The organism is Olleya sp. KJ81-1 (assembly GCF_055808135.1).
Genome location: NZ_CM147854.1, coordinates 2063936 through 2084984, shown reverse-complemented (window position 1 = coordinate 2084984; position 21049 = coordinate 2063936). Strand labels below are relative to the sequence as shown.

Sequence of the window (21049 nt, the reverse complement as noted above, 5' to 3'; positions counted from 1 at the left end):
GTATTTTCGCCCACTATATTTCACAAAATTTATCACAAAAAATGGCAATTTTAAATAAAATTAGACAAAAAACGGTTGTATTAATCTTAGTTATTGCATTAGCGTTATTCGCTTTTATTTTATCAAGTTTATTTGATAATAAAGATGCATTATTTTCTAAATCTCCAGATGTTGTAGCAACAATCAATGGTCAAGACATTTCAAGAGAAGAGTTTTCTAACCTTGTAGAGTTTCAACAAAGACAAATGGGACCAAATGCAACAACTAGTCAAGTCATGAATAGTGTGTTTGAGACTAAAGTGAGAGAAGCTGTAATGAACGGTCAAATTGAAAAATTAGGAATGACTGTGGAGTCTGAGCAGATGCGTGACCTTATTAAAACATCTTACGGAACAGATCCTACATTTTTAAACGAAGATGGTGTTTTTGATGATTCTAAATTAAAGTTGTTTATAGATAATTTAAAAAGTTCTTCAGCTGAAGCTTACCAAAATTGGTTATCAACAGAGCAATCTTTAGCTACAAATGCTTTACAATCTAACTACTTTAACATGGTTAAAGCTGGTACTACTGCAACATTAGCAGAAGGGCAGTTAGAGCATAAGTTAGAAGGAGAAAAAGTTGATATCAATTATGTACAAGTACCTTACACATCTATTCCAGATACAGAAGTTAACGTATCGCAATCAGATATTAAAAACTACATAAACAAAAATCAAAAAGCTTATCAAACTGAAGCTAATAGAAATTTTCAATATGTGTTTTTTAAAGAAGTTGCCTCTTTAGAAGATGAAAACGAAATTAAAAATGAACTTAACGGTTTACTTAAAGATAAAGAAGTTTATAACGAAGCGACTAAAGCTACAGATAACAAATTAGGTTTTGTTAATACTAAAGACGTAGAAGGTTTTGTAAACAGTAACTCTGATGATTTAAAGTTTGTAGACAAGTACCAATACAAATCTAGCTTACCAGCAACAATTGCAGACACCATCTTTAATTTAGAAGCTGGAAAAACTTACGGTCCATATAAAGACGGTAACTATTATAAAGTAACTAAAGTTTTAGATTATAAAAAATTAGCAGATTCAATCGAGTCTAGCCATATTGTAATTCCTTTTGTTGGAACAACAAGAGCAGCAGCTGATGTTACTAGAACTAAAGAAGAAGCTAAAGCAATGATCGATAGTATCTTTCCTTTAGTAAAAAATGATAAAACTAAATTTGCAGAAGTAGCAAATGAAATTAACTCTGACGGAACTAAAGGTAAAGACGGAAGTATTGGTTGGACAAGATTAACAACTTATAATCCTGCAAGTTTTGACCCTGACTTTGCTAACTTCTTATTTTTTAATGAAACTGGAAGTATAGACGTAGTTTTAACTAAGTTTGGTTACCACATTATTAGAGTAGACGATAAGAAAAATGTTGAAACTGCTGCTAAATTAGCAACAATTGCTAGAAAAATAGAGCCTTCTTCTAAAACAGAAGACAAAATATTTGCTGATGCATCTAATTTTGAATTAGCAATTGCTAAAGGAAACTTTGCAGAAGTGGCTAAAAATGCAAACTACGAAGTACGTCCAATGACAGCTAACGAGTTAGACGAAAGTATTCCTGGATTAGGAAATCAACGTCAAATTGTACGTTGGGCTTTTGAAGATGCAACTGCAGTTGGAGACTACAAGCGTTTTGATAACGTACCAGGAGGAATTGTAATTGCACAATTAACTGGTAAGCAAGAGAAAGGATTAATGAGTGTGGAAGATGCTTCAGTTACTGCATTACCAGCAATTAGAAAAGAGAAAAAAGCTAAAATGATAATGGACAGAGTTAACGCTTCAACATTAGCAGATTTTGCTGCAGCAGAAAACCAAACGGTTAAATCATCTTCAGCAATAAATATGAAAAACCCAACAATTGCAGGAGCAGGAAAAGAGCCAATGGTTGTAGGTACTGCTTTTGGATTAAAAGAAGGTGTAGCTTCTAAATTAATAAAAGGAAACACAGGTGTGTTTATGGTACAGGTTACTAAAAAGACACCAGCTGTAGAATTAGAAAACTATTTACCATTTGCTAATCAAGTAAGTGCACAAAAGTTAAGTGCAGTACAAACTAGATTATACAGTGCTTTAAAAGAGTCTGCAGAGATTGAAGATTTTAGAGCTAAAACAGTACAATAAACAACTATAGTTTACATATAAAAAAAGCCTCTTAAATTATTAAGAGGCTTTTTTTATGCATTATTTTTATAAGACCATATCTTTATATTTTAATACAGTATTAAAACCTTTAGCTTTAAAATAGTCTGTTGGATTAGTTGTACTTGCGACTAAAATAAAATCGCCTCCCCAAGCACCCAAACTTTTAATACTACCATCAAAATCGTTAAAAAGGGTATCCTTAACTTTAGTTTGATTTGTTATAGTACTTATAATGGTTTCGTGCTGTTCTATTAAACTTTTTAAGTCTTCTAGTGTTTCGCTTTTAATAACATTAACTGTTATAGCATTAATAGCTTTTATTGTATTTGCTAAGTCGTGTTTGTTAGCTTTATAATGTGCAATACCATCACGACTATTTTGTTTTTTATTTAAATGAATAAAATATAGGTTTTCAAAAAAGTCAGGTTTAAAGTCTAATGTATTTATTACAGGTAGGTTGTTTGTTAATTGATAAACTATAGCTTTGCTATTTTGTGCACAAGCAATATCATAACCACTACCTCCAAAGGTTAAGTTTAATAATTGGTATGGATCTACGTTAGCCCATTGTGCTAAATTATTTATTAAAGTAGACGATGTGCCCAATCCCCAATTTTTAGGAAACTCAAGTATTGTTGTTATTTTAAAACCTGTTTTACAAGTTAAAAATTCAGGGTTTAACTGCTTTATAGCCTTTAGGATTTGAATTAGCCTATCAGAGATAGGATTACGAGAAAGGTAACCGTCTGTAATTTCATTTAAACTAAATATATCTTCAAACCAAATGGCGTTGTTGTGGTCCAAACTTGTCCATATAATTTGAGGTTCATCAATAGGCTGCACTGTTAATTGTTGCCCAAATTTAGTGGGAACAGCTAAAGCTTTAGCGCCATCAAGTACAACGTACTCTGCAGTAAGTAATAATTTTCCGTGACTATAAAAGGTTTGCATTATTGTCTTAGTTTTTCAATAGCTTCTACAACAGCACTATGTGTAACTACGTTAGTTTTAAAGTGATTTACAATCTGCTCTTTTTCAGAAGGTGTTGCTTCAAACTGATTTAATATATTCATTAAATGCATTTTCATGTGTCCTTCTTGTATGCCAGTTGTGGTTAAGCTTCTTAAAGCCGCAAAATTTTGCGCTAATCCTGCAACAGCTACAATTTGCATTAATTGTTTTGCATTAGGTTGGTCTAAAATTTGTAATGCTAGTTTGACTAAAGGATGTAAGCTTGTTAAACCGCCAACAGTACCTAAAGCTAAGGGTATTTCCATCCAAAAAGTAAATATGCCATCTTCAATTTTAGCATGCGTTAAGCTGCTATATTTTCCATCTTTTGCAGCGTAGGCATGTACACCAGCTTCTACAGCTCTAAAATCATTACCTGTAGCCAACACAATAGCATCAATCCCATTCATGATACCTTTGTTGTGGGTAACAGCTCTGTAAGGTTCGATTTCTGCAATATTAACTGCTTGTACAAATTTTTCAGCAAATGTATTTGGGTCTATGTCTTTTTCAGCTAAAGCTTCAACTTTACAACTTACTTCAGCTCTAACTAAGCACTCAGGTACGTAATTAGATAAAATACTCATGACAATATTTATAGGCTGTTGTAAGTGATGATCAGCTTCATTTTTAAATGTTTTAGCAAATTGTTCTAAACAAGAGTTTATAAAATTAGCTCCCATTGCATCTAAGGTTTCAAAAGTAGCATGCAGCTGATAGTAATTATCTAAATCGCTGGTTTTATCTCTTAACTCAATATCTAAAATACCACCACCACGTTTTTCCATATTTTTAGTAATGGATTTGGTGTCAGTTATAAGTTGCTGCTTTATAGTGTCAAAATAGTTTTTTAAATCACTATAACTTCCGGAATATGTAAAGTGGACTTGACCAATTTTAGTAGTAGATAAAACGGTAGCTTTAAATCCACCTCTGGTTTGCCAGAATTTTGCAGATTTACTAGCAGCAGCAACTACAGAGCTTTCTTCAATTGTCATTGGTATGGTGTAAATCTTGTCATTAATAACAAAATTTGGTGCAATTCCAAAGGGTAAAAAATAATTAGTTATTGTGTTTTCTATAAACTCGTCATGCAACTGTTGTAGCTTTTGATCGCTATTCCAATATTGCTTTAGGATGGTTTCAGCATCTTTATAGGCTGACAGGTGATTTTTAATTAGCCAATTAATCTTTTCAGCTTTTGATAATTTAGAAAATCCAGAAACGAGTGTGCTCATGTTATTATTTTTGAAATGCAAAGATACTATATACACTTTCAAATTATAGTAGTACGTGTAATATTGCTGATTTATCTGTTAATGTTGGCGGTTTTTTGGGTATTTTTTAGTAAACTTGACATCCTATTATTAAATAATTAATTTTAAATGAAGATTTTAAGAATCCTTTCCCTATTCTGCTTTTTAGCAAGTACATTTTTAACTGCTCAAAATAAGGAATTTACACTTGATGAAATATGGAGTGGTACCTTTAGAACAGAAGGTTTAGACGCCTTACACTCTATGAATAATGGTCAACAATATTCGGTTTTAAACTTTAATCGCGCAAGTGGTACAACTACAATCGATATTTACGACTATAAGACTTTAGAAAAGGTTAAAACGTTAGTTAGCTCTAAGGATTTAGATTTAAAATATTTTTCTGATTATACCTTTAGCGAGGATGAAAACAAAATACTTTTAGCTTTTGACGAAGAATCTATTTTTAGACGTTCTTCATTAGGTAAATATGTGGTGTATGATGTGTCAGAAAAGTCTATCCATAGTGTTGCAAACCATAAAATACAAGAACCAACTTTTTCGCCAGACGGTAAAAAAGTAGCTTACGGTTATCAAAATAATTTATACGTTAAAAACTTAGAGACTAATAACGTTACACAATTGACTTTTGATGGCGAAAAAAATAAAATTATTAATGGTATTACGGATTGGGTTTATGAGGAAGAATTTGGTTTTGTTAGAGCATTTGATTGGAATGCAGATAGTAACAAAATAGCATTTATAAGATTTGACGAAAGTGATGTGCCTGAGTTTTCTATGGACGTTTACGGTAAGGATTTATATCAAACACAAACCGTTTTTAAATATCCAAAAGCAGGAGAACGTAATGCTGTAGTGTCCTTGCATTTTTATGATTTAGATAAAAATAAATTGGAAGAAGTAAAAGTGAATAAAACTTACAATGACTTTTATATCCCTAGAATTAAATGGTCTCATGACGCTAATATGTTAAGTGCTATTTATATGAATCGTCATCAAAACGAATTAGATTTATGGATGATTGATGCTAGTCAAAACGAAGCGTATTTGGTTGTTGAAGAAAAGGATAAAGCTTATATAGATATTACAGACAATCTAACGTTTTTAAAGGATAAGACTTTTATTTGGACTAGCGAAAAAGATGGTTATAATCATGTGTATCATTATAGCAAAAAAGGAAAATTAATTAACCAGATTACAAAAGGTAATTGGGAAGTGACAGAGTATTATGGTTATGATAGTGCTTCAGATCGTATTTTTTATCAGTCAGTAGAAAACGGTAGTATTAACAGAGACGTTTATTCTATTAAATTAAACGGAACTCAAAAAGAAGATTAACACAAAACGAAGGCACAAATAATGCAGACTTTAGTGCTAATTTTACATACTTTATCAATACCTTTTCAAGTGCGACAACGCCATATTTATACACTTTAAATGATGCTAGTACAGGAAAAGTTTTAAAAACCATAAAAGATAATAAAGATTTAAAGGAAACTTTAAAGGCTTATACAATATCTGAAAAAGAGTTTTCTACTATTTCTGTAAACGGAAACGACTTAAACATGTGGATGATTAAGCCAGCCAATTTTGATGCTAATAAACAATATCCATTGTTTATGTTTCAATATTCAGGTCCAGGATCTCAACAAGTGGCTAATAAATGGCATAGCGCAAATGACTATTGGTATCAAATGTTGGCGCAACAAGGTTATATTATAGCTTGTGTTGATGGAAGAGGAACAGGTTTAAAAGGTGCAGATTTTAAAAAAGTAACTCAAAATGAATTAGGTAAATTTGAAGTTGAAGATCAAATTGAATCAGCAAAATTACTAGGAGCTCGAGCATATGTTGATTCTAGCAGAATGGGAATTTGGGGATGGTCTTATGGTGGATTTATGTCAAGTAATGCGTTATTTAAAGGAAACGATGTGTTTAAAATGGCAATAGCTGTAGCACCTGTAACTAGTTGGAGGTTTTATGACTCTATTTATACAGAGCGTTATATGACAACACCACAAGAAAACGCAAGTGGTTACGATAACAACTCACCAATAAATCATGTAGATAAATTAGAAGGAGACTTTTTATTAATACATGGAACAGGAGACGATAACGTACACGTACAAAATACAATGCGCATGGTTGAAGCTTTAGTACAAGCTAATAAGCAGTTTGAATGGATGATATATCCAGACAAAAATCATGGTATTTATGGAGGTAATACAAGATTGCATTTATATACAAAAATGACAAACTTTATCAATCGCACTTTAGGCGATAAACTTTAATTAAACTAACTAATATTATAACTTATGGAATTTAAATTTGGAGGTTCAGAAACCAATCAAAAGACCGTATTAGGTCATCCGTCTGGATTATTTGTACTCTTTTTTACTGAAATGTGGGAGCGTTTTTCCTATTATGGGATGCGTGCTTTACTAGTACTGTTTTTAACAAAGTCAATCCTTGAAGGAGGATGGGGTTGGGAGCGTGAAGATGCAACCTTAATGTATGGATGGTATATTGGATTGGTTTATTTAACACCAATAATTGGTGGTTATTTAGCTGATAAATTTTTAGGTTTTAGAAAGTCCGTTGTTATTGGTGCTTTAATAATGACTTTAGGACATGCTGCTATGGCTTTAGAGGGATTAACAGATATGTTTTTTTACATTGGATTAGTCTTTCTTATTTTAGGGAACGGTTTATTTAAGCCAAATATTTCTTCAATTGTTGGTCAATTATATAAAGGTCAAGGAAAAGAGAAAGATGCTGGTTATACCATTTTTTACATGGGAATTAATGCAGGAGCATTTTTGGGTATTCTTTTATGTGGTTACATAGGTGAGAAAATAGGATGGCATTATGGATTTGGATTAGCTGGTGTATTTATGTTTTTTGGAATGTTACAATTTTACTTTGCACAAAAAATATTTGGTAACATTGGATTATCTCCAAATAATAGTGAAGACCTTGACGATACATTAGAACATTCAATGGAAGCGATTGGAGATGATGTAGAAGATGTTATTGACGATGCTAAGTCGTCTAAAGTTACTAAAGATCGTTTGACTGTAATTGGTATTTTTGCTTTGTTTACAGTATTCTTTTGGTGGGCATTTGAGCAAGCAGGTGGATCTATGACCATTTTTGCAGCAGATTATACAGATCGTGCTTTAAGTGGAGAGTCTGCAACGGTTTTTAATATTGTTAATTCAATTATTACATTAGTACCTTTATTTGTTTTAACATGGGTTTTAGGAATGCTATTTAAGCAAACTTTTAAAAAGTATGCCTTATCAAATTTTTTCTTAGGATTTAGTTTTTTAATTATTTGGGTGATTGTTATTTGGATGTTATATAGAGAGTTTACATCTGAAGCTACTGAAGTTGCAGCATCATGGTTCTCTGTATTAAATTCATTATTCATTATATTATTTGCACCAGTATTTTCTAAAATATGGGAAAGCAAATACAACCCATCAGGACCAATCAAATTTGCTTTAGGGTTAATTCTTGTAGGAGTAGGTTTTGCTGCATTAGCATATGGAGCTTCAGGAATCCCAGATGGCGCAAAATCAGCTTCAGTTAGTATGATTTGGTTAATTATTGCTTTCTTATTGCATACTTTAGGAGAGCTTTGTGTGTCTCCAGTAGGTTTAAGTTATGTTAGTAAATTAGCTCCTGTAAAACTAGTAAGTATGATGTTTGGTATTTGGTTTATTGCAAACTTCTTGGCTGGTGTAATTGGAGGTTGGACAGCAAGTTACATGGATCCAATTATGGAAGATTACGGTTTATCAACATTCTTCTTAATCTTTACTTTAATTCCAATAGGAGCAGGTGTAATTATGCTTTTATTAAATGGTAAGATTAAGCGTATGATGCATGGTGTACAATAATTAACACTTAATATATTATTAAAATAAACGCCTCATATTTGAGGCGTTTTATTTTTTTGTAAATTTGGAACACTATTTGCGACTATAAAAGATATAAAATAAATACAATGAAAAACATATTTTTAGCCCTAACATTGTTATTAACAGTTAGTAGTTTTGCACAAGACAAAATTAACTGGGTAACACTTGAAGAAGCTGTTGAGCTTCAAAAAAAGAACCTAGAAAAATAATGATGGATGCTTACACAGCTTGGTGTGGTCCATGTAAACTTTTGGATGCTAGAACTTTTACTAATAAAGACCTAATTGCTTATGTAAATAAGTATTATTATGCTGTGAAGTTTAATGCTGAGGGAAATGAAGAAATTACCTTTAAAGGAAAAACATATAAAAATCCGAGTTACAATCCAGCTAAAGCTAAAACTAGAAATTCTAGTCACGAGCTTTCACGTGGTTTAGGGATTAGAGCTTATCCAACGTTGCTATTTTTTGATGAAGATGCACAGCTAATATCTCCAATTACAGGATATCAAACACCACAAGCTTTAGAGTTGTATTTAAAAATGTTTCAGTCTAATAAACATAAAGACATGAAAACTCAAGCAGATTTTGATGCCTATTACAAAGCCTTTAAAGCAACCTTTAAAAACGATTAAACCGTTTTTAATAGTTTATAATATAAGCTCCTGTTTTACCTGTATGGTAAAACGGGAGTTTTTGTTTTAAACAAGTGGCTTCCCATCGATTTACATACGATCTATAATTATTTCCATCTGCTATTATAACCTTTGGTTTTAAGCTGTCAATTAATCGCTCTAGGTTTAATTTTGGAGATTGTGTTAATACAACATAATCTACTGTAATTCCTTTTAAATTAAAAACAGCTAAACTATCAATAACTAATACATGTTTGTTGTCCAGTTTGTATAGGTTAGTTACAGGTTTTGAAGCTGATGTTTGTAATGCGTTTTTCACTGCATAGCTTCTAATTATAGAATTTGTTTCTGCTGTTTTTAATGTAGAAAAGGTTGCTAATTGATTGTTATGTTTTTTACCTAATAGTGTGTTTCTACTTTTATGAAATACAATAAATTGATTGCTTTTATTATTAAATTGGACAATGGTATAAGATAATTGTAATACCAAGACCGAAATTAAGGTTAGTTGTAACCACCTATAATTCTTATAATGGTAAAGTGCATAAAGGCAAAATATAAAAATATAGGATACAATGACTTGAGCGATGGTAAACGGAATATCAATTATTAAAAAATCTTCCTGACTAGAAATCCATTCAAAAAAGGAATTCATCCAATTGATAACCATTCCAAAAGTGTCTGATAAAAATGTTTTAGGTAAACCAAATAGTGCTAATGTTATTATTAGTAAACCCAAACCTAATATGATACTTAAAAATGGAATTACAATTAGATTGGATAGCCAAAACAAACTAGGAAATTGATGGAAATAATATAGACTTATAGGAATAATTCCAAATTGAGCCGAAACAGTTACTGTTAACGTTTGCCATAACAGCGTTACAATTTTGTATTTAGGTGTCCAAAGTTTTTCTAATATAGGCTGAAAACTAACGATAGCTATTACTGCAGCATAACTTAACTGAAAACCAACATCAAATAAAAAATTAGGTTTAATTAGTAGTAAAATAAAAACAGAAACAGCTAAGGTGTTGTAGATGTTTGTCGGACGTTTTAAGTTAATACCTATAGCAACAATACTAAACATCGTTGTTGCTCTTATAATAGATGCAGAGCCACCTGCAATTAAAGCATAGGTCCATAATAAAATAACGAGTATTATGGTTTTATAAAACTTCCCGTTTTTTAAACGTTCTACAGGTTTGAATACCAAATTTAGTATTAACAATATTATACCAACATGTAACCCAGAAACTGCCAATATGTGTATGGCACCTGCATTAGTGTAATTGTCATAAACTGCTTTTGTTATATTTTGTCTTTGCCCTAATATTAAGGCATTAATAATGGATAGCTGGTCATTTGTATACTGATACTTTTCTAATTTGCTATTTATGTGATTTCTTAATTTAGCTGCATATCCAAATAGGGTATGTGTTTTATTTTGAAGCTGTAGTATATTGGTGTGATCAGCATACAGCTGAAAGTGTACTTGCTGTTTTTCTAAATAATTTTTATAACTAAATTGATCTGGATTTAAAGGCTTTTTAACGTCTACTAATGGTATGGCAGTTGTGTAAATAGCATCTATTGGTAATAAAGATTGTAAACTGTCTTTTTTAACGTTTAACAATGCTTTACCTATAACGTTATTGTTATTTGTTTGAAGCAAGTCAATATAGTAACGCTGACTATAAGCATTTGGTTTTAATAATTCTCTAATCCTAAAAGCTGTAGTAGTAGTGGTGGTATCTTTACTTATATAATTACTAAAGTGATTGGTTTTATTTAAATCTTCGTTACTATTAGATATAAAAAGACCAAATGCAACAAAAGTTAAGTAGATAATAGTACTAAAAAGATAAATGTGATTACTTTTCTTTTTGAAAATAAAATATAAAATAACGGAAAGCGCTGTAAGACTTATAGTTATAAACCAGCTATAAAGTACCGAAATACTTAGTATCTTAGAAAGTACTATACCAAGTATTAAGCAAATTGTAAATTTTATAATTGAAAAATGAAGCAATTTCATACTTCAATATAGTCAATTTCTTACAATAATCGTCGTGCTTGGACAAAAGCAAAGTACCAATATCGTTCAGATAAAAGGGAAGTCATTACACCTTTACTTGTACTTGCATGAATAAACTCTACACGTCCTAATCTAGATGACGTTACTAAACCAACATGGTTAACGGTTCTGCTGTTTCGTTTTGTGGCAAAAAACAGTAAGTCACCTTCTCTAACTTCTTTTACATCTATCCAATCACCATGAGTAGCCATAGCGCTTGAAGATCTTGGTAAACTAATATCTTCAGATTGAAAGGCTGTATAGATTAATCCAGAGCAATCCATACCTTTTTTTGTAGTACCACCATATTTGTATCTAACACCTTCATAACTTTGTGCATTATTAATAATGCTTGCAATTAGTGGATTGTTAACAGCTATGGCTTCTACAGATTGATTATCTTCTGATTGATCATCAGTAGCAATGTCTCTAGTAGATTTTGTGCTGGTTTTTCTTGCAGGACCACGTCTAGCAGGTTTATTGTTGGTTTGGCTGATAACTTCAGATTCAGATTTTGTAGTGACAACACGCTTGCTTTTACTGCTTCCGCAAGACATTAATGTTGCTAATATTAAAAGTAGGACAATTTTATTCATTTAATAATTAATCGTGTATGTAATTGTATATCAGTTTAGCTGTGTTTTCACTAGCACCTTTTCCACCTAATTTTTTTTCTAAGTCATAATAACTCATAAAATATTTAGTACGTTCATAGCTATCTAGTATGGTATCTAACTCTTTTTTTAGACGTTTAGTGTTAAAGTCACCCTGAATTAATTCGGTTACAACCTCTTTATCCAAAATTAAGTTTACTAAGCTAATATAATCTAGGTTTACTACTCGTTTACCAATTTGGTAAGACACCCAACTCCCTTTGTAGCAAACTACCTGAGGTACTTTAAACAAAGCGGTTTCTAATGTTGCTGTTCCAGAGGTTACTAAAGCAGCAGTTGCAAGACTTAGTAAATCGTAAGTTTTATTGCTTATAAAATGGACATTACTTTGTTTAATAAAGGTTTTATAAAAGTCGTAATCCTGACTTGGTGCACCTGCAATTACAAATTGGTAGTCTGGATAGTCATCTACAACACTAAGCATTACGGATAACATTTTTGTTATTTCTTGCTTTCTACTTCCTGGTAATAGGGCAATAATTGGTTTTTCGCTTAAACCATGTGTTTTTCTAAACGTTTTATCGTCCACTTGTGATCTATCTGCAATAGCATCAATTAATGGATGTCCAACAAAATGCACAGGATAATTATGTTTGTTTTCGTAAAAGTCTTTTTCAAACGGTAGGATCACATACATTTGGTCTACATCATGTTTGATAGCTTTAATACGACCTTCTTTCCAAGCCCAAATTTGAGGAGAAATATAATAATGTGTTTTTAAATTTTTAGTCTTAGCCCATTTTGCAATACGTAGATTAAATCCAGGATAGTCAATAAAAATAATCACATCAGGATTATAGTTTGCAATATCTGTTTTACAAAACGATAAGTTTTTGGCAATAGTCCTTAAATTCATGATAACTTCAGAAAATCCCATAAAAGCTAAAGCTTTATAGTGTTTTACCAATGTACCACCAACAGATTGCATTAAGTCGCCTCCCCAAAACCTAAAATCTGCAGTTGCATCTTGTTTTTGCAACGCTTTCATTAGGTTAGAGCCATGTAAATCGCCAGAGGCTTCGCCAGAAATAATGTAATACTTCAATTTATAATCTATTTATTATAATAATTAATCCAATTATTAGAGTGGCTATTAGTACACCTTTTGCCAAATCATCCTTTTTTCTGTTTAAAAATAGAAAAAACAAACCTAAGTTAAGCAAAGCGCCTAAGCTAACTATTTTGTCAACAAATTTAAACTGTATGGCTTTTTTAAAAGTCTCTTCAATGCCATATCTAGAAAAGAATGCGATGTACAGTAATACACCAATTCCTGTAGAAATCACACCTAAAATAAAGCCAAAAATAATGTGTTTTTTGTTATTCAAATTGCCAAGTATTTAGTTCTTGCATGTAATGGTGCGCAGTTAAATCGTATTGTACAGGTACAACAGAAACATAACCTTCAGATAAAGCATATTCGTCAGTATCTGTGCCTTTATCGTAATTTACAAATTCACCAGTTAGCCAATAGTAATCTCTACCTTGAGGTGTTTGTCTTTTGTCAAATTTTTCTTTCCAATTAGCTCTTGCTTGTCTGCAAACTTTAATACCTTTTACATCCTTCTTTTTTAAAGCTGGAATGTTTACATTTAGTATCATACCATCAGCAATACCATGTTGTAAAGCATTTTTAGCTATTTGTTTAATGTATTTTTTAGAAGCTTCAAAATCTGCATCCCATTTATAATCCAACAAAGAAAATCCAATTGCAGGTATACCTTCAATTCCTGCTTCAATAGCAGCACTCATAGTTCCAGAATATATCACATTTATGGAGCTGTTAGAGCCATGATTAATACCAGATACGCATAAATCTGGACGTCTGTCTAAAACCTCGTTAATTGCAATTTTAACACAATCTGCAGGTGTCCCAGAACAGCTGTATTTTAAAGTTTTGTCTCCTTTTTTAGAGACTTTATCTAAGTGTAGTACATTGTTTAATGTAATAGCATGACCCATTCCGCTTTGCGGACTATCTGGTGCTACTACAACGACGTCGCCTAAGGTTTCCATAACTTCAATTAAAGCTAAAATTCCTGGTGCAGTTATGCCATCATCATTAGTCACTAAAATTAGTGGTTTTTTACTCATAGTAGTCTATTAAATTACTTAGCTAAAATACATAATTTCTCCCGTATCTACTCAATTTATTCAGTTTAACAAAAAATTAGGTGGTTTAGATTTTATTGGCATGGTTTTTTCTTTACTTTAGTAGAAATTTCTCGAAAAAAATTAAACAGAACACATGAAAAGGAAATATAATATAATATTGCTAGTACTATTATTAGCATTTGGTTCTTGTAGTTTTACCACTAAAGTTGATGACGATCCAGATAAAGACAAACTTTTAATACAAATCATAACTTTAGCTTTAGACCAATTACATTTTGAGCCAAAAGAATTAAATGATGCTTTTTCCGCAGAAATTTATTCGGACTATTTAGAGTTGGTTGACCCTTTAAAACGTTATTTCTTGCAGTCAGATGTTGACGATTTTAAAAAGTTTGAAACCGAAATTGATGATCAGTTAAGAGCTTATGATATTTCGTTTTTTAGTTTGGTTTATGAGCGTTTAGTGCAACGTCAAGAAGAAGCTAAGTCTTATTATAAAGATATTTTAGCAAAGCCTTTTGATTTTAATCAAGACGAAGATTATAATACAGATTATAAAAACTTACCATACGCTAAAAACAAAAAAGGATTAAAGGAGCGTTGGAGACAACAGTTAAAATTTAATACGCTTTCTAGTTACGATGCTTTAATGGATGAGCAAAATGATACAGCTAAAGTAAACGAAGACGAGGAAGGTACTGAAGCTATTGAAAAAGAGCCTGTAGTTAAAAAAACTATTACAGAAATTGAAGCAGAAGCTAGAGCTGAAACGTCTAAAGCTTTAGATAATTATTTTACAGACTATATCGAAGATATGGATCGTGAGGACTGGTTTGGTATGTATGTAAATACCATTGTAGAAGAGTTTGATCCACACACCTCTTACTTAGCACCAACAGATAAAGATAGATTTGATCAACAAATGTCTGGTAAACTTGAAGGTATTGGAGCACGTTTACAGAAAAAAATGGACTACATCAAAATTGTAGAGCTTATCTCTGGTGGACCAGCTTGGAGAGATGGAGAGATAGAAGTTGGTGATGTTATAATGAAAGTGCGTCAGGACAAAGAAAAAGAAGCAATAAGTGTAGTTGGAATGCGTATCGATGATGCTATTAAATTAATTAAAGGACCTAAAGGGACTAAGGTTATTTTAACCATGAAAAAAGTGGATGGTACTATCCAAGATATTGCAGTAACTAGAGATTTAGTAGAGTTGGAAGAGACTTATGCGAAGTCTTCAATAGTGAAAAAAGACAATAAAAATTACGGAATAATAAATCTGCCTAAATTTTATGTAGATTTTGAAGATTACAATAATCGTAATGCTGCAACAGATATTAAATTAGAAATTGAGCGTTTAAAAGAAGCTGGTATTGAAGGTCTTGTTTTAGACTTACGTAATAATGGTGGAGGATCTTTAAGAACCGTTGTAGATATGGCTGGTTTATTTATTAAAGATGGACCAATTGTACAAGTTAGATCAACCGACGAGCCAAAAGAGGTGTTACGTGATACAGATAAATCCATTGTTTGGGATGGACCATTAGTAATTATGGTAAACGAGTTGTCTGCATCAGCATCAGAAATTTTAGCTGCAGCAATGCAAGATTACAAACGTGCTATTATTATTGGTAGTAAGCAAACTTATGGTAAAGGAACAGTACAAAATGTATTAGACTTAAACCGTATGGTTCGTAATAGTTCTCACGGAGATTTAGGAGCCTTAAAATTAACGCGTCAAAAGTTTTACCGTATTAATGGTGGATCAACACAATTAGAAGGTGTAAAAAGTGATGTTGTTGTTCCGGATCGTTACAGTTTTATTGACATAGGTGAGCGTGATCAAGAAAACCCATTAGCTTGGGATAAGATCACACCTGTAGATTTTGAAGTTTGGAATAGCTATTTTGACTACGATCGTACCATTGCTAATAGTAAAGAGCGTATGGCTAATAACGAGCAATTAAAGTTAATTGAAAATAGTGCAAAATGGGCTAAAACTAAAATGGATGATAACAGCTACTCGCTTAATTACGAAAAATATAGAGCAGAGTTAAAGTTAAATGAAGAAGAAGCAAAGCAGTTTGATGCGATTTCAGATTATAAAACTAATTTAACATTTGAGTCGTTACCATACGAGCAAAAAATGTTTGATCAAGACACAACCTTACGTGATAAACGTAACAGATGGCATGAAAATTTAAGTAAAGATGTTTATGTTGAAGAAGCGCTTAACGTGCTAAATGACCTAAAAATGACTTACGAAATTAAAAAAGTAGCCACGATAAAAAATTAGTAATTTTGTCATTCCTTTGATTTGTATATTTAGCATTGCAAAACTCAGGAATTGATAATTATAAAATGACAACAAAAACATACTCCTTATCACAATTAGCGCTTCAAAAGTTTAAAAAAAACTTTTGGGGCGTTTTTAGTTTGTGTTTTGTAGCATTAGTTGGCTTAGTGTCTGTATTTGCGTATTTATTTGCACCAGACAATTCTCAAAATGCCAATCAAATGCATGTGTCTATTCATTCTAAACCTCCAGGTTTTAATGTTAAGATGTTGACCATACCTTCTCAAATTAAAAACGAGCAATCACTTTTTCAAAAAGTGTTCTTCGGAATAAACAATACAGATACCGAAATTCCTATTTCTAGTTATTCAATACATAATAACCAATTAACGTACACCGAGTTTGCTTCTGATGGTTTAGAAGGCGATACAAAAACAATCGATGCGTCTTTTATCACTCAAAATTCAGCGTCTCAATATATTAAAAACGTTACTTTCTACTTAGGAACCGATAAATATGGACGTGATTTATTAAGTCGTTTATTGGTTGGTGCACGTATTTCTTTTTTTATTGGCTTTGTAGCAGTATTTATATCTCTGGTTATTGGGATATTTATGGGTAGTGTTGCTGGATATTATGGAGGTAAAGTGGATGCTTTAATCATGTGGATTATAAATGTAACCTGGTCCATACCAACGTTATTGTTGGTTATAGCTATTACTTTAGCCTTAGGTAAAGGGTTTTGGCAAGTATTTATAGCAGTAGGTTTAACTATGTGGGTTGAAGTGGCTAGAGTCGTTAGAGGACAACTTATTAGTGCAAAACAAATGCAATATGTGACAGCAGCTAGAGCTTTAGGATTTAACGATTTTAGGATAATAACAAAACATATATTACCTAACATTATGGCTCCTGTGATTGTAATATGTGCAGCCAATTTTGCTGCAGCAATATTAATAGAGTCTGGACTTAGTTTTCTTGGTATTGGTGCACAACCACCTATGGCAAGTTGGGGAGCAATGATTAAGGATCATTACAACTATATTATTTTAGGCAAACCCTATCTAGCTATTTTACCAGGACTATGTATCATGCTTTTAGTAATGGCTTTTATGCTAATTGGTAATGCATTACGCGATGCGTTAGATGTTAAAGTTTAGGCTTCTAGATTAACTATTCCCTTTAAAATAAATACATCACAGTCTTTTTTTATATACTTTTGCAACGTTATGCAAGAATTAAAATTATCAGATTGGTTACCTACCACTAACAAAGAGGTTAAGATACGTGGTTGGCAAGAGCTAGACGTCATACTTTTTAGTGGAGACGCCTACGTGGATCATCCTACGTTTGGTCCAGCAGTTATTGGACGTTTGCTAGAAAGTTTTGGCTTACGTGTCGCTATTGTACCACAACCTAATGTTAACGATAATCTTCAGGACTTTGTAAAATTAGGTAAACCAAGATTATTTTTTGGAGTTACAGGTGGTTGTATGGATCCCATGATTAGCAATTATAATGCTAATAAAAAGAAACGTGATAAGGATGCCTATACGCCAAATGGTGACATCGGATTTAGACCTGATTATGCATCGTCTGTATATTCTAAGATTTTAAAAGAAAAATGGCCTGATACTCCAGTTTTAATTGGTGGTATCGAAGGGTCTTTACGTCGTGTAACACACTACGATTATTGGAGTGATCAATTAATGCCAACAATTTTAGAAACCTCTAAAGCAGATATGTTGGTGTACGGAATGGGAGAACAACCCTTACGTGAAATCATCCGTTTGTTAGAAAAAGGCGTGCCATTTAGTAGTATTAATACAGTTAATCAAACCGCTGTATTAATGAATAAAGACGAAAAAATACCTAAGAACAGTAATTGGGAAGATATTGAAATTGCTTCGCATGAAACCTGTTTAAAGGATAAGAAAAAATATGCGTCTAATTTTAAGGTCATCGAGCAAGAGTCCAATAAATTAGCTGCAAGACGAATTTTCCAAAAAGTAGGAGATAAGGTGTTAATGATTAATCCACCATATCCAACAATGACTGAAGCAGAAATTGATGCGTCATTTGATTTACCATACACACGATTACCACATCCAAAGTATGATAAACGTGGACCAATTCCTGCGTTCGAGATGATTAAGTTCTCAATCAACATTCACAGAGGTTGTTTTGGTGGTTGCAGCTTTTGTACCATATCTGCGCATCAAGGAAAATTTATTGCATCACGTAGTAAGGAATCTATTTTAAAAGAAGTTGATACTGTTGCGAACATGCCTGATTTTAAAGGGTATTTAAGTGATATTGGTGGACCAAGTGCCAATATGTATCAAATGAAGGGTAAAGTACAGTCTATTTGCGATAAATGTGTTGCACCAAGTTGTATTTCGCCAGTAATATGTAGTAATTTAGATACGTCTCATAAACCGTTAACCGAATTGTACCAAGCGGTTGATAGTCATCCAAAAGTTAAAAAATCGTTTATAGGTTCTGGAATCCGACACGATATGTTAGTCCCAGAATTTAATAAAAATGCAGATCCAAAAGAGTTAGATGCCTATACAGAAGAAGTCATGACTAAGCACGTCTCTGGACGACTTAAAGTGGCTCCAGAGCATACTAGTGATCCTGTATTAAAATTAATGCGTAAACCGTCGTTTAAGTACTTTCATAAGTTTAAAGAGCGTTTTGATAAAATTAATATTGCCAAAGGATTAAAATTACAGTTAATACCTTACTTTATTTCTAATCATCCTGCTTGTGAGGTTGAAGACATGGCTAATTTAGCTGCCGAAACCAAAGACATGGGATTCCAGTTAGAGCAAGTACAAGGGTTTACACCAACACCAATGACTGTGGCTACTGTAATTTATTATAGTGGTTACCATCCTTACACGCTTAAAAAAGTAAATACACCAATTACTAGAAAAGAGAAGGACGAACAACACCGTTTTTTCTTTTGGTATAAAGACGAAAACAAAGCGTGGATCAAAAAGACCTTAAATAAACTAGGACGTCAAGACTTATTAGACGTGCTGTTACCTGGTAAAGAGGAGAAATGGCGAAAAAACAAACCTAAAGGTGAAGCTAAAAACACCTTTAATGACGCTGTTCCGTTTAATCAACGTAAGAATAAGGCTAAGTTTAAAAGCAAAAACAAACGTCGTTAAAAATTAGTAATCTATTAACTTTTTTTGATGTAGAATTTTTTCAAGATGTTTTAATTGTAGTATATTATAACTATGAAAAAACAACTACAAATAATTAATGGGATTGCGTTTGTCTGCGTGATTGTAATGAACTATTTATCCAATACTGGTTTATTAAATAACACAACTATTGGCGAAGTCTCTAAACAATACAATACTTTATTTACACCAGCAGGATATGCGTTTTCCATTTGGGGAATCATCTATTTGCTATTAACAGGATTTATTGTTTATCAAGGACGTAGTCTATTTGTAAACGTTAGAAACAACGATTTTATACTAACAACAGGTTGGTGGTTTGCTATCTCATGTATTGCTAATTGTACTTGGATTGTCACTTGGATTTATGGTTACACTGTCTTATCTTCAGTATTTATTTTTATAATACTTATCGCATTATTACAAATAGTCCTTAAAAATAAAATGGAACTGTTTGATGCACCAATCTCTGTTATTGTGTTTTTGTGGTGGCCATTTGTAATCTATAGTGGTTGGATTACAGTAGCTAGTATTGCTAATGTCTCAGCAGTTTTAGTAAAATATAATTGGGATGGTTTTGGGTTATCACCAACCGTTTGGACCTTACTATTAATTGGGATAGCCACAGTAATAAACTTAATAGTTACCTGGACACGTAACATGCGCGAATTTGCACTAGTTGGAGCTTGGGCTTTAATTGCTATTTACGTAGCCAATAACAATGCAAATACTACTGTAGCCTACACTGCATTAGTTGCTGCTTTAATTTTAATTATAAGCAGTAGTGCACATGGCTTTAAAAACCGAAAAACAAATCCTGCTATTAAGTGTATGGAGTATTTTGAGGGTAGGAAAAGTTAGGGTTTAATCATAATTTATGGTTCATCAACTCAGTTATAGTTGTAGTGAAAGGTTTTGCAGAAGCGTTACCTGAATTGTAATTTTTTAATTTTCTGAAGTCCCATTTATTATTTCCAAATTCAGTTAAATCTACTTTTTCTAATTCTATAATTAAATAGTAATCTTGTGATGGATTAGCATAACCTTTTTTAATTAAATTGGCTTTTGAAAATACTTTTGGTCCTTTACTAACAATTTTCCATAAGTTACCCGATGATTTATCTTTATGAGTATGAAGAAGTAAATATTTAGCAGAAACAGTTTCTTTATCTAAAACTAAAGAGCCATTTCCAGAACCCATTCTGAAATTATATAACCCTTTTTTAGAAATCCAATTATATTGGCTTTCATTGTTATAAAAACCAACCAATACATTAGTGTCGTCAGGTATTAATTTTTGTCGTTTATCTGTATCTAAATACTCTGGAATTGGTTCTAAAATTTCGTTAGGTTTATCGTTTTTATAAATAGTGTAGCTTTTGTGAGCAATATTTTCTCGTTGTGAAGCAGAATTTAAAAAGTGATTTAATACCTCTTTGATAAAGTTTTCTAAGTAAATAGTTTCGTTTTCATTTTCTGAAGGTTTTATAGGGAAGGCTCCTAAACCTGGTAATACTTCATGAAAACCTCTAATGGGTTTATTTGTTTCTCCAGGATATAAAACATAAGCTCCACTTGTTCTTCTAATGGCATCTTTATAAGCATGCATTTTTAATAAATCTGCATTTTTAT

At 32.1% G+C, this 21049-nt stretch carries 16 protein-coding genes and 1 pseudogene; 9 read left to right on the top strand and 8 right to left on the bottom strand.

The genetic code is table 11. The features are described from left to right. Positions 1-41: 41 nt before the first annotated feature. A complete protein-coding gene (locus AC0L3M_RS09875; RefSeq protein WP_473430622.1) occupies positions 42-2183 on the top strand; it encodes a peptidylprolyl isomerase in 2142 nt (713 codons plus the stop codon). 66 nt (positions 2184-2249) lie between these two features. On the opposite strand, the gene AC0L3M_RS09870 is transcribed toward AC0L3M_RS09875, so the two are convergent. Together AC0L3M_RS09870 and AC0L3M_RS09865 are read right to left on the bottom strand one after the other, a co-directional pair. After that, positions 2250-3155 carry a GYDIA family GHMP kinase gene (locus tag AC0L3M_RS09870; protein WP_473430621.1) on the bottom strand — a complete coding sequence of 302 codons (906 nt, stop codon included), beginning with the start codon at positions 3153-3155 and terminating at the stop codon, positions 2250-2252. Further along, the gene (locus tag AC0L3M_RS09865; RefSeq protein WP_473430620.1) at positions 3155-4453 is read right to left on the bottom strand and encodes a hydroxymethylglutaryl-CoA reductase, degradative; all 1299 of its coding nucleotides are present in this window, start codon (positions 4451-4453) and stop codon (positions 3155-3157) included. The genes AC0L3M_RS09870 and AC0L3M_RS09865 overlap by 1 nt, the downstream gene beginning before the upstream one ends. A gap of 147 nt (positions 4454-4600) precedes the next feature. Here AC0L3M_RS09865 and AC0L3M_RS09860 point away from each other — a divergent pair. The 4 genes and pseudogenes from AC0L3M_RS09860 (at position 4601) to AC0L3M_RS09845 (ending at position 9052) form a co-directional block, all read left to right on the top strand. Further along, positions 4601-6783: pseudogene (locus tag AC0L3M_RS09860) on the top strand (S9 family peptidase). A 24-nt stretch (positions 6784-6807) separates the two neighbouring features. Continuing rightward, positions 6808-8397 (top strand): peptide MFS transporter, encoded by a 1590-nt coding sequence (locus AC0L3M_RS09855; protein ID WP_145003742.1) that lies wholly within the window; start codon positions 6808-6810, stop codon positions 8395-8397. Between the two features lie 107 nt (positions 8398-8504). After that, complete coding sequence (locus tag AC0L3M_RS09850; RefSeq protein ID WP_473430619.1) at positions 8505-8627, top strand: hypothetical protein; 123 nt, start codon at positions 8505-8507, stop codon at positions 8625-8627. After that, on the top strand, positions 8627-9052 hold the full coding sequence (locus AC0L3M_RS09845) for a thioredoxin family protein (protein ID WP_473430618.1): 426 nt from the start codon (positions 8627-8629) through the stop codon (positions 9050-9052). The genes AC0L3M_RS09850 and AC0L3M_RS09845 overlap by 1 nt, the downstream gene beginning before the upstream one ends. Positions 9053-9059: 7 nt before the next feature. Here AC0L3M_RS09845 and AC0L3M_RS09840 read toward each other — a convergent pair whose 3' ends face one another. Genes AC0L3M_RS09840 through surE form a run of 5 tightly spaced genes read right to left on the bottom strand, consistent with a single transcriptional unit; the run spans position 9060 to position 13897 of the window. After that, on the bottom strand, positions 9060-11090 hold the full coding sequence (locus AC0L3M_RS09840) for a ComEC/Rec2 family competence protein (protein ID WP_473430617.1): 2031 nt from the start codon (positions 11088-11090) through the stop codon (positions 9060-9062). Between the two features lie 20 nt (positions 11091-11110). Then, positions 11111-11725, bottom strand: a complete 615-nt coding sequence (locus tag AC0L3M_RS09835; protein WP_473430616.1) for a C40 family peptidase — start codon at positions 11723-11725, stop codon at positions 11111-11113. Between the two features lie 7 nt (positions 11726-11732). Continuing rightward, complete coding sequence (lpxB, locus tag AC0L3M_RS09830) at positions 11733-12848, bottom strand: lipid-A-disaccharide synthase (RefSeq protein WP_473430615.1); 1116 nt, start codon at positions 12846-12848, stop codon at positions 11733-11735. 1 nt (position 12849) lies between these two features. Continuing rightward, complete coding sequence (locus AC0L3M_RS09825; protein ID WP_473430614.1) at positions 12850-13131, bottom strand: hypothetical protein; 282 nt, start codon at positions 13129-13131, stop codon at positions 12850-12852. Beyond that, positions 13124-13897 (bottom strand): 5'/3'-nucleotidase SurE, encoded by a 774-nt coding sequence (surE, locus tag AC0L3M_RS09820; RefSeq protein WP_473430613.1) that lies wholly within the window; start codon positions 13895-13897, stop codon positions 13124-13126. Before surE ends, AC0L3M_RS09825 begins: the two co-directional genes overlap by 8 nt. Positions 13898-14051: 154 nt before the next feature. Here surE and AC0L3M_RS09815 point away from each other — a divergent pair, with 154 nt between their 5' ends. From AC0L3M_RS09815 to AC0L3M_RS09800, 4 genes are all read left to right on the top strand, one after another. Beyond that, the gene (locus AC0L3M_RS09815; RefSeq protein ID WP_473430612.1) at positions 14052-16217 is read left to right on the top strand and encodes a carboxy terminal-processing peptidase; all 2166 of its coding nucleotides are present in this window, start codon (positions 14052-14054) and stop codon (positions 16215-16217) included. 65 nt (positions 16218-16282) lie between these two features. Then, entirely contained in the window at positions 16283-17377 is a 1095-nt protein-coding gene (locus AC0L3M_RS09810; RefSeq protein WP_473430611.1) for an ABC transporter permease, read from the top strand. Positions 17378-17446: 69 nt separating this feature from the next. Beyond that, entirely contained in the window at positions 17447-19399 is a 1953-nt protein-coding gene (locus AC0L3M_RS09805; protein ID WP_145003719.1) for a YgiQ family radical SAM protein, read from the top strand. Positions 19400-19471: 72 nt separating this feature from the next. Beyond that, positions 19472-20278 carry a tryptophan-rich sensory protein gene (locus tag AC0L3M_RS09800; protein WP_473430610.1) on the top strand — a complete coding sequence of 269 codons (807 nt, stop codon included), beginning with the start codon at positions 19472-19474 and terminating at the stop codon, positions 20276-20278. Positions 20279-20285: 7 nt separating this feature from the next. Here the strand turns inward: AC0L3M_RS09800 and AC0L3M_RS09795 are convergent, their stop codons facing one another. Further along, a complete protein-coding gene (locus tag AC0L3M_RS09795) occupies positions 20286-21026 on the bottom strand; it encodes a hypothetical protein (RefSeq protein WP_473430609.1) in 741 nt (246 codons plus the stop codon). Positions 21027-21049 lie beyond the last annotated feature (23 nt).

Excerpts from the sequence above, each read along its gene's own strand:
- AC0L3M_RS09875 (WP_473430622.1), top strand. The coding sequence starts at position 42 with ATGGCAATTTTAAATAAAATTAGACAAAAAACGGTTGTATTAATCTTA.
- AC0L3M_RS09870 (WP_473430621.1), bottom strand. The coding sequence starts at position 3,155 with ATGCAAACCTTTTATAGTCACGGAAAATTATTACTTACTGCAGAGTAC.
- AC0L3M_RS09865 (WP_473430620.1), bottom strand. The coding sequence starts at position 4,453 with ATGAGCACACTCGTTTCTGGATTTTCTAAATTATCAAAAGCTGAAAAG.
- AC0L3M_RS09855 (WP_145003742.1), top strand. The coding sequence starts at position 6,808 with ATGGAATTTAAATTTGGAGGTTCAGAAACCAATCAAAAGACCGTATTA.
- AC0L3M_RS09850 (WP_473430619.1), top strand. The coding sequence starts at position 8,505 with ATGAAAAACATATTTTTAGCCCTAACATTGTTATTAACAGTTAGTAGT.
- AC0L3M_RS09845 (WP_473430618.1), top strand. The coding sequence starts at position 8,627 with ATGATGGATGCTTACACAGCTTGGTGTGGTCCATGTAAACTTTTGGAT.
- AC0L3M_RS09840 (WP_473430617.1), bottom strand. The coding sequence starts at position 11,090 with ATGAAATTGCTTCATTTTTCAATTATAAAATTTACAATTTGCTTAATA.
- AC0L3M_RS09835 (WP_473430616.1), bottom strand. The coding sequence starts at position 11,725 with ATGAATAAAATTGTCCTACTTTTAATATTAGCAACATTAATGTCTTGC.
- surE (WP_473430613.1), bottom strand. The coding sequence starts at position 13,897 with ATGAGTAAAAAACCACTAATTTTAGTGACTAATGATGATGGCATAACT.
- AC0L3M_RS09815 (WP_473430612.1), top strand. The coding sequence starts at position 14,052 with ATGAAAAGGAAATATAATATAATATTGCTAGTACTATTATTAGCATTT.
- AC0L3M_RS09810 (WP_473430611.1), top strand. The coding sequence starts at position 16,283 with ATGACAACAAAAACATACTCCTTATCACAATTAGCGCTTCAAAAGTTT.
- AC0L3M_RS09805 (WP_145003719.1), top strand. The coding sequence starts at position 17,447 with ATGCAAGAATTAAAATTATCAGATTGGTTACCTACCACTAACAAAGAG.
- AC0L3M_RS09800 (WP_473430610.1), top strand. The coding sequence starts at position 19,472 with ATGAAAAAACAACTACAAATAATTAATGGGATTGCGTTTGTCTGCGTG.
- AC0L3M_RS09795 (WP_473430609.1), bottom strand. The coding sequence starts at position 21,026 with ATGCATGCTTATAAAGATGCCATTAGAAGAACAAGTGGAGCTTATGTT.